General features: G+C 44.0%; 15 protein-coding genes. 2 read left to right on the forward strand and 13 right to left on the reverse strand.

Features of this window, described 5'->3' with window-relative positions:
- Nucleotides 1-39 precede the first annotated feature (39 nt).
- Nucleotides 40-237 carry an alpha/beta-type small acid-soluble spore protein gene (locus M72_RS08165; protein ID WP_055067859.1) on the forward strand — a complete coding sequence of 66 codons (198 nt, stop codon included), beginning with the start codon at nucleotides 40-42 and terminating at the stop codon, nucleotides 235-237.
- Between the two features lie 73 nt (nucleotides 238-310).
- Here the strand turns inward: M72_RS08165 and recG are convergent, their stop codons facing one another.
- The 3 genes from recG to M72_RS08180 are packed head-to-tail and all read right to left on the reverse strand — an operon-like array spanning nucleotide 311 to nucleotide 4,466.
- Nucleotides 311-2,383: an ATP-dependent DNA helicase RecG gene (gene recG, locus M72_RS08170; protein ID WP_055067860.1), complete on the reverse strand. Its 2,073-nt coding sequence runs from the start codon at nucleotides 2,381-2,383 to the stop codon at nucleotides 311-313.
- 42 nt (nucleotides 2,384-2,425) lie between these two features.
- The gene (locus M72_RS08175) at nucleotides 2,426-4,093 is read right to left on the reverse strand and encodes a DAK2 domain-containing protein (protein ID WP_055067861.1); all 1,668 of its coding nucleotides are present in this window, start codon (nucleotides 4,091-4,093) and stop codon (nucleotides 2,426-2,428) included.
- A gap of 13 nt (nucleotides 4,094-4,106) precedes the next feature.
- Complete coding sequence (locus tag M72_RS08180) at nucleotides 4,107-4,466, reverse strand: Asp23/Gls24 family envelope stress response protein (protein ID WP_022046585.1); 360 nt, start codon at nucleotides 4,464-4,466, stop codon at nucleotides 4,107-4,109.
- A gap of 206 nt (nucleotides 4,467-4,672) precedes the next feature.
- Between M72_RS08180 and rpmB the strand changes: the two genes are divergently transcribed.
- Nucleotides 4,673-4,858, forward strand: a complete 186-nt coding sequence (gene rpmB / locus M72_RS16380) for a 50S ribosomal protein L28 (protein WP_022046586.1) — start codon at nucleotides 4,673-4,675, stop codon at nucleotides 4,856-4,858.
- Nucleotides 4,859-4,907: 49 nt separating this feature from the next.
- Here rpmB and M72_RS17130 read toward each other — a convergent pair whose 3' ends face one another.
- From M72_RS17130 to ruvB, 10 genes are all read right to left on the reverse strand, one after another.
- Entirely contained in the window at nucleotides 4,908-5,045 is a 138-nt protein-coding gene (locus tag M72_RS17130; protein WP_022046587.1) for a hypothetical protein, read from the reverse strand.
- A 69-nt stretch (nucleotides 5,046-5,114) separates the two neighbouring features.
- A complete protein-coding gene (locus tag M72_RS08185) occupies nucleotides 5,115-5,501 on the reverse strand; it encodes a GerW family sporulation protein (RefSeq protein WP_022046588.1) in 387 nt (128 codons plus the stop codon).
- Nucleotides 5,502-5,522: 21 nt separating this feature from the next.
- On the reverse strand, nucleotides 5,523-6,461 hold the full coding sequence (locus M72_RS08190) for a hypothetical protein (protein WP_055067862.1): 939 nt from the start codon (nucleotides 6,459-6,461) through the stop codon (nucleotides 5,523-5,525).
- On the reverse strand, nucleotides 6,458-6,790 hold the full coding sequence (locus tag M72_RS08195) for a hypothetical protein (protein ID WP_055067863.1): 333 nt from the start codon (nucleotides 6,788-6,790) through the stop codon (nucleotides 6,458-6,460). Before M72_RS08195 ends, M72_RS08190 begins: the two co-directional genes overlap by 4 nt.
- 14 nt (nucleotides 6,791-6,804) lie before the next feature.
- On the reverse strand, nucleotides 6,805-7,257 hold the full coding sequence (locus M72_RS08200) for an NUDIX hydrolase (protein ID WP_022046591.1): 453 nt from the start codon (nucleotides 7,255-7,257) through the stop codon (nucleotides 6,805-6,807).
- Nucleotides 7,258-7,325: 68 nt separating this feature from the next.
- Entirely contained in the window at nucleotides 7,326-8,756 is a 1,431-nt protein-coding gene (locus M72_RS16795; protein WP_261291805.1) for a penicillin-binding transpeptidase domain-containing protein, read from the reverse strand.
- Nucleotides 8,753-10,102 carry an FtsW/RodA/SpoVE family cell cycle protein gene (locus M72_RS16800; protein WP_055067864.1) on the reverse strand — a complete coding sequence of 450 codons (1,350 nt, stop codon included), beginning with the start codon at nucleotides 10,100-10,102 and terminating at the stop codon, nucleotides 8,753-8,755. Before M72_RS16800 ends, M72_RS16795 begins: the two co-directional genes overlap by 4 nt.
- Nucleotides 10,102-12,318: a U32 family peptidase gene (locus M72_RS08215; RefSeq protein WP_055067865.1), complete on the reverse strand. Its 2,217-nt coding sequence runs from the start codon at nucleotides 12,316-12,318 to the stop codon at nucleotides 10,102-10,104. Before M72_RS08215 ends, M72_RS16800 begins: the two co-directional genes overlap by 1 nt.
- 59 nt (nucleotides 12,319-12,377) lie before the next feature.
- On the reverse strand, nucleotides 12,378-12,836 hold the full coding sequence (locus tag M72_RS08220; protein ID WP_055067866.1) for a cell division protein ZapA: 459 nt from the start codon (nucleotides 12,834-12,836) through the stop codon (nucleotides 12,378-12,380).
- An 80-nt stretch (nucleotides 12,837-12,916) separates the two neighbouring features.
- Nucleotides 12,917-13,918 (reverse strand): Holliday junction branch migration DNA helicase RuvB, encoded by a 1,002-nt coding sequence (gene ruvB / locus M72_RS08225; RefSeq protein ID WP_022046596.1) that lies wholly within the window; start codon nucleotides 13,916-13,918, stop codon nucleotides 12,917-12,919.
- Nucleotides 13,919-13,927: the final 9 nt, after the last annotated feature.

Here is a 13,927-nt window from a genome sequence, read left to right on the forward strand (position 1 = left end):
TCGTACCACAAAGTACAACCGCAAAGGAGGAAGAAAAGCATGGCAAACAGAAGTACAAAAAAATCATTGGAACGTTTTAAGTATGAAGTTGCAGATGAGCTTGGAGTCCCACTTAGCAACGGATACAACGGTGATCTTACCGCAAAACAGAATGGATCTGTCGGCGGTTATATGGTCAAAAAAATGATCGAAGCACAGGAAAGACAGATGGCTGGCAAAGGAGAAAACATCCAGTAACCCACTTGTCCCAATGTACAAAAGAAAAAAGCAGGTCTCTGTCACGGAGACCTGCTTATTCTTTTGCTGGAATCTACAAATTCATTTTTGAAAGCTGTTCTTCCTGAAACTGCATCATTTTCTTTTGCAGAATGTGATGTCCGGGTTCTGTCAGTTCCGGGTCTTCCTCAAGAATTGTTTTTACTTCTTCCGAAGCCTCCTGCAGCACCGCCGCATCCTGGTAAATATCCGCCAGCGCAAATACCAGATCTCCACTCTGCCGGATACCGAAAAAATCTCCCGGTCCGCGTAATTTCAAATCCTCACTCGCAATAAAAAAGCCGTCGTTTGATTTATTTAATATTTCCAGACGTTTTTTTGCCGTCTTGGCCGAAGAGGCATTGATCATAATACAATAAGACTGTGCATCTCCTCTTCCCACACGTCCACGCAGCTGATGCAGCTGTGCTAAGCCAAATCGGTCCGCATTCTCGATCAGCATCACGGTTGCATTCGGTACATTAACCCCCACTTCCACTACCGTGGTGGATACAAGCACCTGAATTTTATTTTCCGCAAATTCCTGCATAATTTCATTTTTCTTACTGCTCTTCATCTTTCCGTGAAGCACGCCCACCTGGATGCCGGATGGCAGTTCCTCCATAAGCGTTTTCGAGTAATCAATTACATTTTCTCCCTGTGTCTCTTCGCTTGCCTCCACAAGCGGACAGATCACATATGCCTGATGTCCTTTTTTCACCTCATCTGCAACAAACGCATATGCTTTCGGCCGGTATGCCGTATTAACCACACAGTTTTTGATCGGAAGCCGTCTTGCCGGCACCTCATCCACAACCGAAATATCCATATCTCCGTAGATAATGATCGCAAGGGTTCGCGGAATCGGTGTTGCACTCATAACAAGAATATGCGGCATATCCCCTTTTTGCGCAAACTCCTCTCTCTGCCGCACGCCAAAACGATGCTGCTCATCTGTGATCACAAGCGCAAGATTTGCATATGTCGGTTTTTCCTGAATCAGCGCATGCGTTCCTACAATCAGGGCATTCTCATACAGTTCTAACCGTTCATACGCACTGCGTTTTTGTTTTGCCGTCATGGACCCCGTCAGAAGGATTACCGGAAAATGCAGTCCAAACTGCTCACAGAGTTTCTGGAATGTTTCATAATGCTGCTGTGCAAGTACTTCCGTCGGTGCCATGATGGCAGACTGATATCCATTCTGTGCGCACCACGCCATTGCCAAAAAAGCCAGAATCGTTTTACCGGAACCCACGTCTCCCTGAATCAGACGCTGCATGGCATACGGTCCCTGCATATTTTCCGTCACATCATGCAATGCTCGTCTTTGTGCTCCCGTCAGTTCATACGGAAGCTTCTGAATCAGATCTTCCACGAACTCCGGATGTTCCATCACAAACCGGTTTTCCTGTCTGGTTCTCTTTTCTTTCTGGTACTGCATGCCCATGATAAATAAAAAGAACTCATCAAAAACCAACCGCTTTCTCGCCTCGATCAAACGTTCCATCGTATCTGGAAAGTGGATCTGTTTGACCGCATAATTATACTCACACAGTTCCCTGCGCGTACGAATTTCTCCCGGAAGAAAATCCGTAAGCAGTTCTTCCTCATCCAATGCCTGCCGCATCGTTTTTATCATGAGATTGTTGGTGATCCCGCTGGTCAGCGTATACACCGGAAGAAAACAGTTTTCGATTTCCTGATAGGCCTCCGGCGTATACACCACCGGCTGTTCCATCACAAATTTGCCATCCTTAATGTGAACATTTCCGTAAAAAACAAAATATTTGCCATGTGTCAATGTATTCCGTATATAAGGCATCCGATACCAGATCAGCTGGATCTGATGTCCAGGGCTTCCAATCACAAGAAGTGTCACCTGCATATGTCTGCCACTTCTCGTTACCGGTGTACGCTCAATCCGTGCAACAATCGCAAGCTTATCCTCTGTCTGCATATGTTCCGCTGTCATCTCATCGATCGGCACCGGATGGGGATACTGTATATAATTTCTGGGAAAATGAAGGAGTATATCACCTACGGTGTATACTCCCATTTTTTCGAATAATTTTTTTGTTTTTTCACCAATGCCTTTGATTTCCGTGATTGATGAATCCTGACGCATATCTGCTCCTTATTCGTTTCTGTGCTGCATAAATAGTAACTTTTATTCTACAGAAATAACAAAATAGTAAATCGGCTGACCACCACAGTTGATCTCTACCTCAACATCCGGATACTTTTCTTCGATCATTTTTCCGATTTCCTGTGCATGCTCTTCTGTCTCATCCGCACCATAATAAATGCTGACAATTGCAGAATCCTCATCTACCATCGCATCAATCATCTTCATGGTTGTCTCTTTCAGATCCGTGCCGACCGCAAGAATTGCCTTATCGCCAATTCCCATATAGTCATTCTGTCTGATCTGCATGCCATCAATTTCAGTGTCGCGAACCGCATAGGTCACCTGACCGGTCTTTACACTATCGAGTTCTGCCAGCATGGCTTCCTTATTTTCCTCCGCAGTATAATCCGGAATATAATTTACCAGAGCCACAATTCCCTGTGGAATTGTCTTGGTCGGAAGTACAATAATATCTTTATCCTCTGTCAGCTCCGCTGCCTGATTTGCCGCCATAATGATATTTTTATTGTTTGGCAGAATAAAGATATGATCTGCATTTACATGATCAATCGCTGCAAGCATGTCTTCTGTGCTCGGATTCATGGTCTGTCCACCCTCGATCAGATAGTCTGCTCCCAGTCCGCGGAAAATCTCATTCATTCCCTCACCGATGGAAACGGCAATAAATCCCATTGGCTTGCGGGGTTCCTCTTTCTCTGCCTCCTGCTCCTTCTGCCGGGCAGCCGCTTTTTCGGCATCCTTAATCAGCTTTTCCTGATGTTCCTCACGCATATTGTCGATCTTGATCTTTGTAAGAGAACCATGGGTCAGTGCCTTTTGAATGGCAAGTCCCGGATCGTTGGTATGTACGTGAGTCTTTACAACCTCATCGTCTGCTACCACAACAATCGAATCTCCGATAGATTCCAGATAAGATTTGTATTCCTTTTCTTCTTTTTCAGACAATGGACGTGTTAATACAATAATAAACTCCGTGCAGTAACCATATTTAATCTCCTGCTCAGCCGGTTCTGAAACTTTTGCCGTGCCTGCAGATGCCGGAGTCTCCTCAATGGAATAATCAATTTCTTTTCCGAGAAGGGAATCATAGGCTCCCTTTAACACCTGAACCAGTCCCTGTCCGCCGGAATCCACTACCCCTGCCTGCTTTAAGACCGGAAGCATTTCCGGAGTCTGACTTAAAACATACTCCGCATGTTTGATCACTTCATCGCAGAAATAAACCAGATCCTCTGTCTCCTGTGCCAGATCAAGCGCTTTGTCTGCCGCACCCTTTGCAACGGTAAGAATCGTTCCCTCTTTTGGCTTCATAACTGCTTTGTATGCTGTTTCTACCGCTTTCTGGAATGCATCACATAAAACAGAAACATCTACCTCATCATACTCTTTGATAACTTTACAGAAACCGCGGAACAGCTGGGATAAAATAACGCCGGAATTACCTCTTGCCCCACGAAGGGAACCGGAAGAAATTGCTTTTGCAAGTTCTTTCATTGTCGGATTGGACAACGCACCGACTTCACGTGCTGCTGACATGATCGTCATTGACATGTTTGTACCGGTATCTCCATCCGGAACCGGGAAAACATTCAGTTCATTGATCCATTCCTTTTTTGCCTCCAGATTCTTTGCACCTGCAAGGAACATTCTGGACAAACTCTCCGTATTGATACTTGTAATCTCCAATTTCTTATCCTCCCTAGTCAATCACGCGGACGCCTTCGACGTAGATATTGATCTTATTGATCTTCATGCCCGTAAATGACTCCACTTTATACTTTACAGTCTCGATCAGGTTGTCAGAAACTGTGCAAATGCTTACGCCGTAAGCGACAATCACATGAAAATCAATATTGATCAGATTTTCATCTTCAATTGTGACACTGATACCATGTGTCAGATAATCCCTTTTCAGCAGCTTCACCAGTCCGTCTTTCATATTAACAGCTGCCATACCGACAATACCAAAACATTCTACCGCAACAGAACCTGCGTAAGTGGCAATGACATCATCTTCCACCAAAACCTTTCCATATTGGGTATCTATCTGTCCCTTCATACTTGTACCTCCAATATTCGTAAACCATCTCATAGGTATTACATCATAGTTACTCGTATTATAACCATTTTTCCTGCAAATGTAAACCAAATGTAATTTATTTCATTTTTTTATAAGTTTTTCTTGCATTTACAGAAGGAATCTGTTAATATATCTTATGTTGTGAGCTTGAAAAAGCTTAGTGAAATGCAAGGAGGTGCAAAATCATGGCAAAGTGTGCAATTTGTGAAAAGGGTGTACATTACGGAAATAATGTCAGCCATTCTCATAGAAGATCTAATAGAGTTTGGAAATCAAACATCAAACGTGTAAGTTGTAAGGTAAACGGAGTACCACAGAAGTTATATGTTTGTGCTTCCTGCCTTAGATCCGGAAAAGTTGAGAGAGCTTAGTAAGCAAATATAAGAACCGTTGTATGACGGTTCTTTTTTTGTGCCGCAATCAGCAGGAAAACAACAGATAGGAAACAAGCATGGTTCCGGCAATCAGCAGAACCCCCAGCAGCCCGCCACCTACAAAAAACATGATCAGCATTCCGATTCCCATCCAGAACAATGTATATCCCCATACCCGTTTCATTTTTCCCACCAAAAAAGCATATATCATTTCTAATATATGCTCTCCCGGTTTTATATGATTCTGTTTTTTCTATTCATTGTCCGTATCATCCGAAACAACATCGTCAATGATATCATCCGTATCTTTTCCGGATGTAAATTTATTGATAAAATCCGGAACCATGTCAAGGATCTTTGTCATTCCATCCTGATTTTTGATATTCACAAGTTTTGTTACTCCATTCTGGATGACAAGAACCGCACTCGGATTGATTTTTCCACCCATACCTCCGGCACCGTTATTTTTCTTTTCCTGTGAAAACGCTCCTGCCGCAACACCAAAAGATACATCTACCAGAGGAAGAATAATCGTATCTCCGATATGAATTGCATCTCCTACTACGGTCTTTGTTGTGATAAAGCTGTCCATTCCTTTAAATAAGGATTCTACTGTATTATTAAAACTGTTATCTGCCATGGTAAAACCTCCTTACCCATTCTACTTCATATGCTTAAATCTATTATATAGTCTCCGGCAATTCTTATCAAGAATTATTCGCAGTGCCAGAGCAAGAATCTGAACTCCGAAAATCCTGCCGTGTACTGTAAAATCTGCTTCTGCATAAAATTCTTCTGCCGTAAAATCCGGAATAATATTCCAGTGATTCCGGTATCCGACCGGAAATATTGCAAGAATACCAAGCACCTGCCCGGTAGTATCCGGCGATCCGGTAGAATATTTCAGCCAAAGCTTCAGCCGTTTCGGCAAAACTGAAACAACCAGGTGTTCCAGCTGTTTCCAGATATTAGAAAACGCTTTTTTATTTTTCTCGTCATTGAAAAAACGATACCATTTCCGGCACGTTCGCGTTCCTTTTTTCCAGAATGTCTGTATATTTCTCAAAAAATAAAGAATCTTTTGCAAAATATTCCGGATCTTTTCCGGGAACTTCCAGATAAAACCTGCAATCCTGCCCGGAAAAAACGTTTTCTTTTTTTTGTCCGGATGACAGAGAATTGTCTCCTCCGGATCTGTCAATTGCTGCGCAGATGTTTGGGATGTATTTTCCATTGCCGTAAGAGACGGTGCCACTTCAGTCTCCCGGTCTTTTGTCCCTTCCTGCGGAGAGTCTTCCTGCACCGGCTTATTAAAATCCGCGGAATCTTCTTTTTCTTTCTGCAGATGCAGTTCCTTTCGAAATCCAAAAATCCGCGCATACGTGTGGAATCCCTCTTCCGCGGTATCTGCACAGAGCCCCAGCAGACGGCCAAGCCACCAGATCCGGACCTGCAGTTGCAGATTTTTTTCATGGTAGGAACCTTTCACACGATACACGAATGGACAAAATAATGCCAAAAGAGCAATGACAACAATCAGTCCTAAAATCACCAGCAAAACAATTCCTATGATTTTCAGAATCAGAAGGAAAACACTCATACCTGTCTCCTCCGTTTCCGGCCCCGTAAATAAGATTTTACATCCACATCCCCTGTATTCTGATATACTTCCTCTATAATACTGCACACCAGCTCCAGAGCTTCCGCATAACCTTTTGCCAGACCGATGATCTGCATTTGTTTTTTCCCCGGATAAGATTTCTGCATCAGTTCCCACGCCGGTATAATATCCAGCAGATTCTGCCGGTTGGATGCAAACGCAATCACATAGATAGAGACTGTTCCTGCATGATGGTTAATCTTCCACTTTATTCGATTGGCTTTGTCCGCAATGGAATCGCCGACATAAAGATCCTCATACCATTTCATGCAGATTATCCTTTCTAAAAATACTTATGTGTTCCCCATAAGTTACTTTTTTTCAGATCCAGATACTCATTATAAGCTTTCTCCAAAATCTGTTTTTCATTCGAAAATTTCAACAAATGATATGCTTCATGGTATTTATAATACCCGGAATCTGTAAAATATTCTTCTCTTTGCGGCTTACTATAATAACTTTCGCCCATCATCAGATACCAGTGAACCGATTTCTCGACCGTATCCTCAGGAATGGTAAATGAATACTGGCTTTTTCCCACGTACTGAATAATGGTTGCAGTTGCTCCGGTTTCTTCCAAAACCTCGCGAATTGCCGTATCCTTATACTCTTCTCCCTGCTCCACAGTTCCTTTTGGCAATACCCAGCCTTCATATCTGTTTCTGTAATTCTTGTACAAAAGCAGAATCTTGCCACGAAAGATTACCACTCCGCCACAGCTTATTGCTTCAATCATTGCAATCCTCCCGTGTGCGAAAACTGCACATATATGTGCAAACATTCATTATTTTCATAGCAAGTATATCATCTGTTAAAATATACGTCAAATACGTTCTTTGCAACTGGAACCGCGTACGTACTGCCCGCACCACTGTTCTCCACAACGACTGCGATTGCGATATCTTTATAGCCATCCTTCTTTGCATATCCCACAAACCAGGCATTTGTCTGATCCGACGTGTCCGATACCTGCGCCGTTCCTGTTTTGCCGGAAGCTTCATAAGACTGTCCGGATAATTTTCTTCCCGTTCCATCTGTAACAACTGCACGCATATACTGCTGTAACAAACCGGCTTCCGTCTCCGTCATCAGTGTCGCATAAGTTTTCGGTTTATTGCTGCTTACTTCAACCCCGGAATCATTTTGTATATTATTCACCAGATACGGACGCATCAGAATTCCATCATGATCCACGGCACTTGCTATCAGCGCCATATGCAGTGGCGAAACCAGTGTTTTTCCCTGACCGATTCCCGTTTCCATCGCCATTGCATTGCTGTCATTTTTATTTAAAGAAAAACTGCTTTTCCCGGACTCAAAAGCAATCGGAAGATTTTGATTAAACAGCATGCTGTCACAGGTCTGTTTAAATTTCTCTCGGTTCAGTGACAGTGAAATATTGGCAAACGAAGAATTGCAGGAATTAGAAAAGGAACTCTTTAATGTTTCCTGACCGTGATGCTTATTTCCCGCACAGTGAATGGTCTGCCCGTCAACCGAAATAGAACCACTGCAGTCAAACGCATACTGGTCATAGGCAGAAGGATTCTCACGATAATACTCCAGGGTCGTTAAGATCTTAAACACCGATCCCGGCGCATATTTTCCCTGCGTGGCGCGATTGTAAAGCACCGTGCTTCCCTCCGCCGTCAGACTGCTCCAGTCCTTTTTTACCGTATTGGGATCATAGTCCGGTTTTGACACCATTGCAATGATTTTTCCGGTATCCGGTTCCATAACAATCACAGCTCCCTGATAATTTCCAAGAGATTTGTATGCCACCTGCTGAATCTGTGCATCCAGCGTCGTGACAACCGTATCCCCCTGTGCCTTCTTATCTGAAATATCATCTGCGATTCTCTTAAGGAAAAACTCATGGGAACGCAACAAAGAAAAATTTTCCTGGTTTTCCAGTCCCGCTTTTCCATTCACCGCATAACCAACTGCATGGGCAAACATGCGTCCCTGCGGATAGCTTCTGGTCTGTGTTCCGTCTGCGGATACTTTTGTTGTGGCAAGTACTTTGCCGTCTGCAGATACAATATCCCCACGGATCACATGATCCGAAAACAGATCCTGCAGGGAATTATACGGACTGTTGATAAACGATTCACTCTTACATACCTGAAAATAGACAAAATAAATCATCATAGACAGAAACACTGCCAGGAACAGATACATAATAACAAGAAATTCTTTATTACTTTTCTTTATCTTTTTCTTTTTTCTTCTCATTCTTTTCTGCCTCTTCTTCGTTTCTGTTCTTTTTTCTGCGTCCGGCCGTCAAACTGCATGATGTATAGTCCCTGTATAATGCCAAACACAATCATAGTCGATAACAGAGAACTGCCTCCATAGCTGACCAGTGGAAGTGTCACTCCGGTTGACGGAATAAATTTGATGACCCCGCCGATGGTCAGAAACACCTGCAAAGCATACAGTGTTCCAAGTCCGACCGCTGTCAGACGATAATAATTGTCCCGAAGTTTCATGGCAACATTCATGATCATAAAAAAGCAGCTGACACAGACCATGATCAGACACAGTGCAAAGACTCCCCCGAGTTCTTCCGAGATTGCCGCAAAAACAAAATCCTTTGTCACGACCGGTATTTTTTCCGGCAGTCCCTGTCCCAGACCAAGTCCAAACCAGCCTCCGGTACCGATTGCAAACAGAGACTGGCATACCTGATACCCCGCCCCGTCAATGACTGCAAGCGGATTCGACCATGCCTGCACACGTGCCTGTACATGGTCAAACAGCCGGTACCCAAGCAGACTCGCCACGATCATTGCCAGTATTCCACCTCCGAAATACACAAATCTGCGCGTCGCCACATAAACCATAACCAGGTAGGTAAAAAAATACAAAAGGGCTCCGCCGAGATCTTTGGATGCAACCAGCATCAGTACAAAAACAGCCGAAAAAATGCTTGTCACCATGACCTGATGAAAATCCTGACGCTGGTACAGCATGGATGCAATAAACATGACAAAAATAATTTTTACAAACTCCGAAGGCTGGATGGTCAAAGGTCCGATCGACAGCGACAGTTTTGCCCCATAGCTTGTCTGTCCGGCAACCGCAACAACACCAAGTGCACCGATGCCTATAATCACATATACCCATGTCAGTTTACGGAACAGCGTCATATTCTGCAAGACCATGGGAATCAGCAGGGAAATCACAAAACCCGCGCACACAAAGATAAACTGCCGGAATGCCTTTTCAAAAGAAATACGTGTCAGGATAACAAATCCAATCGTAAGTAACATACACATATTATTGAGAACCAGCTCGGATGCATGCTTGTAAAACAGATGATATGTTCCGATGATTGCCGCAATGATAATCACCTGCATGAGATAAAATCCGATCAGCTGAAAATTTTTTGTTGTAATATACAAAACAAGAAAGGCATCAAAATGAAAAAGAAACAACAGTGTTCTCTGCACATGGTAAATATGTTTTTGTTCTTCTTCCTCTCCCTCAAATTTAAACACATGAAAACACTCAAATGTATAAACCAGGAACAAAAAGATCATCAGATATTTTGAAGCCTGAACAATCAGATGGATCATTATTCCACTCCTCTTTTATAGTGTCCGTTGGTATAACGGTTTTCCCATTCTTTCGGATACTGTCTGCGGCTGCCGGCTGCAAACTCTTCATATAATTTCAGAATTGCTTTGGTTTCTTTTGCAGATTCCATGGTAAAATCCATCCGGAAATCACGGATGCCTGCTTTTTTTAATTCCTCTAAATTGGAAAATAATAAAACCGGCAGGGAATTATAAACAACATTATAGCAGTACGTGCAGAAATTTTTTACCGGAAACTGTACCTGATACCGGTCTTTCAGATAAGAAAGCCCCCGTTTTTTGTCACAGCCCCTGGTATTGGCATGTACGCACTGTGCACTTGTCATAAGCGGATAATATCCGTAAAGCATCATCGTACTTTCTTCGTTATATCTCCGTTTTATTTCGCTGCGGTTTAGTTCCAGCGGAACCGTATTTTTTGTCACTCCCTGCCCAGCAAATGCACGAACCGCCTGATCGTTATAGCAATACAGATTGTGATCCGTTATGATTTCACTTCCCAAAAATGTTTCCTTTGCCAATGCCATCTCTTCATAATTTCTCACAAGAACTCCGGCAAATCCCATTCTTTTTATATCCGGAAGTATCTGCCGCACCCATTCTGCCGTTCCGGCACGGAAGATACGCGGCATCGCCAGATAAACCTCTTTATCCTTTTGCATAACAGCATTTGCATCTTCTTTTAATTCTTCCATAATTGTGCTTCGGTCATAAGCTTCCATATCCAGACAGACAGAAGTGACACAGGAACTTTCCAGAACCGGTGCAAGCTGTCTGCGCTCCCCGGTCACTGCAAAAACACATTCCTTTCGTTTTTCCCGTTTCTCACATGCCTCCGGAAGTTTTTCCTCTGCCGCCTTCTGCGGATGCTCCTGTCTCTGGTAAGGTTTCAGCATCTTTTTTTGCAGTTCTGCCAATGCCTCCCTGCGCAGCTGATTGAGCGCTCCGTTTGGAAGAAACACCCCGTCTTCTATCCTTATGGATAAATCTTCCATAACAAACGGGGTATCTCCGGTCTTTTCCATACGACTTTTTACGTCTTCTGCCAGAAGTGGTTTCTTTTGCGCCTGCATAACTTCCATGCCGGAAATTTCCGCAGACACCGTTTGCGTCTTTACCCGGTAATGTGCAGCCTGTCCCTGATGCAAAACCAGCTCTCCCCGGACAGGGATTTTGGCAGCACCATTTTCATAGGTTCTTAAAATTTGCTGCTGCAGGGCTTCATTCGTTTTTTCGTAATTTGGCTTTGTAAAAGTCACCATATCAGAACCATTGTGCCTGTGGTAATATCCGTCGGTAAATCCACAGCGGTTTCCCAGCGCAAGCACTGCCCGGTAGTCTCCTTCCGAAACCTGTGTCTCCTGTCCCGATAAAAAGAGGTCAATATATTTGCGGTAATAAGAAACCACACCGGCAGCATACGGGATCTGTTTCATGCGTCCCTCAATTTTCAAGGAATAGACTCCTGCATCTGCCAGCCCACGCAGATCCTTTATTCCACACATATCCTTGAGGCTTAAGACATAAGCATCTTTTTTGTATTCCCTGTGCTTTTCATCCATCACTGCGTAAGGAAGCCTGCATGGCTGCGCACATCTGCCGCGGTTTCCGCTTCTTCCTCCAAGCATACTGCTAAACAAACACTGTCCGGAATAACAGTAACACAGCGCCCCGTGTACAAATGCTTCCAGTTCCATACCGGTCTCTTCACGGATCCGTTTCATTTCATTCAGGGAAAGTTCCCGTGCCATGACCATACGGGTCACTCCGTATCCTGAAAAAAGCCGGGCCGCCTCCACACCGGTGACTGTCATCTGCGTACTTGTATGAATCGCAAGATCCGGAAATCTCTCGTGGATCGCTGTCAGGACCCCAAAATCCTGTACAAGTACCGCATCGAGACCGTGTTCATAAAACGGCTGCAGATACGCACAGACCTGTTCGATCTCACTGTTTTTTAAAAGCGTGTTGACCGTAAGATAGACCCTGCGTCCATACAAATGTGCATAGTCCAGTGCTTCTAGTAATTCTTCATCGGAAAAATTATCTGCATATGCGCGGGCTCCAAATTTGCTTCCCCCCACGTAAACGGCATCTGCGCCGGCCGCGACAACCGCCTTAAAAATGGCTAACGATCCAGCCGGTGCAAGCAGTTCAAATGTATTTTGTTGTGTCGTATGATTGTTTTCTTTCATATTCTTTCCTTATGATGAAAAAACACAAAGGAATACCTTCCTTTGTGTTTCGAAACCTCTTATTTTTTCTTTATGTTCTCTTTTTCAGACTCTTTCGGGCTGTCTTTTCCATCCAGAAGCTTGTCCTCAAGTGCTGCCTCTAACCGCGCCTTGTTCAGGAGAAGTTCTTTATTGTCCCGTTCCAGTTTCTTCAATGATTCTTCTGCCGTCTCCGTCTTTACCTGATTAGAGATCAGATCGTGCTTTAAATCGTAAATTTCTTTTTCTTTATTTTCAAGGTCCCGTTCTAATTTTTCCACCTGATCCTTTGCTTTAAAATAATCATCCGCAATATTCAGCTGGATCAGTGTATTTTTCATATTGAGAGGAATGTGCCGGTATTCTTCAATGGAAGTAAACTCATTGATCTTTCCGTTAATATAAGAAGCTACTTTCTGGAGATATTCCTCTCCTTCATAGCCGCTTAACGTATATACCTTTCCATCAATTACCACTTCCGCACTTGTCTTTGCTGACATAACCTATCCTCCCGTTTTGGACCATCCTCTTTGCTGTCATATTTTTTATTATAATATTCCGCAGTAGGAAAAGCAACCTCTTATTCGGATTTTGGTGTTCTCCCGAAATGTTCATAGGCAAATGCCGTTGCAACGCGCCCCTTCGGTGTCCGGTTGATGAAATCATTTTTGACCAGATACGGTTCATAAACATCTTCGATGGTTCCGGAATCCTCACCAAGCGAAGCTGCCAGCGTATCCAGTCCCACCGGACCGCCGTCAAACTTGTCGATAATCGTCAAGATAATGTTCCTGTCGTTCTGATCCAGTCCCATCTTATCTACCTCAAGCAGATCCAGTGCAAACGCCGCCACCTCATAGGTAATCTTCCCGTCATACTTTACCTGGGCAAAATCACGCACCCGCTTGAGCAGACGGTTTGCCAGACGGGGAGTTCCCCTGGAACGGCGGGCAAGCTCGTAAGCGCCTTTTTCATCAATTTCCACATCCAGTACCTGTGCCGACTGCAAAATAATCGTGCGAAGTTCCTCCACCGTATAATATTCCATGTGGCTGACGACACCAAAACGGTCGCGAAGCGGTGCCGAAAGCATTCCGGCCCGTGTCGTAGCCCCGACAAGCGTAAACTTCGGAAGATTCAGCCGGATGGAACGGGCGGATTCTCCTTTTCCGATCATCACGTCAATCACATAATCTTCCATTGCCGGATACAGCACTTCCTCCACCTGACGGTTCAGCCGATGAATTTCGTCCACAAACAAAATGTCACCTTCTGCAAGGTTATTCAGGATCGCCGCCATCTCTCCCGGTTTTGCAATTGCAGGTCCCGAGGTCACTTTCAGGTGGGTACCCATCTCATTTGCAATGATCCCTGCAAGCGTTGTCTTTCCAAGTCCCGGTGGTCCATAAAACAGTACATGGTCCAAAGACTCCTGCCGGGCTTTTGCCGCCTCAATGTAGACTTTCATATTTGATTTTATTTTTTCCTGTCCAATGTAATCCTCCAGCCTCTGCGGACGAAGGGACGATTCAATCTTATAATCTTCTTCCTGCAGCTGCGTGGAAATCACGCGTTTTTCCATACCAAATCT

It is taken from the genome of Roseburia faecis, assembly GCF_001406815.1.
GTDB classification, from domain to species: domain Bacteria; phylum Bacillota; class Clostridia; order Lachnospirales; family Lachnospiraceae; genus Roseburia; species Roseburia faecis.

Coding starts and splice junctions, on each gene's coding strand:
- M72_RS08165 (WP_055067859.1), top strand. CDS start 40: ATGGCAAACAGAAGTACAAAAAAATCATTGGAACGTTTTAAGTATGAA.
- recG (WP_055067860.1), bottom strand. CDS start 2,383: ATGCGTCAGGATTCATCAATCACGGAAATCAAAGGCATTGGTGAAAAA.
- M72_RS08180 (WP_022046585.1), bottom strand. CDS start 4,466: ATGAAGGGACAGATAGATACCCAATATGGAAAGGTTTTGGTGGAAGAT.
- rpmB (WP_022046586.1), top strand. CDS start 4,673: ATGGCAAAGTGTGCAATTTGTGAAAAGGGTGTACATTACGGAAATAAT.
- M72_RS17130 (WP_022046587.1), bottom strand. CDS start 5,045: ATGAAACGGGTATGGGGATATACATTGTTCTGGATGGGAATCGGAATG.
- M72_RS08185 (WP_022046588.1), bottom strand. CDS start 5,501: ATGGCAGATAACAGTTTTAATAATACAGTAGAATCCTTATTTAAAGGA.
- M72_RS08190 (WP_055067862.1), bottom strand. CDS start 6,461: ATGAGTGTTTTCCTTCTGATTCTGAAAATCATAGGAATTGTTTTGCTG.
- M72_RS08195 (WP_055067863.1), bottom strand. CDS start 6,790: ATGAAATGGTATGAGGATCTTTATGTCGGCGATTCCATTGCGGACAAA.
- M72_RS08200 (WP_022046591.1), bottom strand. CDS start 7,257: ATGATTGAAGCAATAAGCTGTGGCGGAGTGGTAATCTTTCGTGGCAAG.
- M72_RS16795 (WP_261291805.1), bottom strand. CDS start 8,756: ATGAGAAGAAAAAAGAAAAAGATAAAGAAAAGTAATAAAGAATTTCTT.
- M72_RS16800 (WP_055067864.1), bottom strand. CDS start 10,102: ATGATCCATCTGATTGTTCAGGCTTCAAAATATCTGATGATCTTTTTG.
- M72_RS08215 (WP_055067865.1), bottom strand. CDS start 12,318: ATGAAAGAAAACAATCATACGACACAACAAAATACATTTGAACTGCTT.
- M72_RS08220 (WP_055067866.1), bottom strand. CDS start 12,836: ATGTCAGCAAAGACAAGTGCGGAAGTGGTAATTGATGGAAAGGTATAT.
- ruvB (WP_022046596.1), bottom strand. CDS start 13,918: ATGGAAAAACGCGTGATTTCCACGCAGCTGCAGGAAGAAGATTATAAG.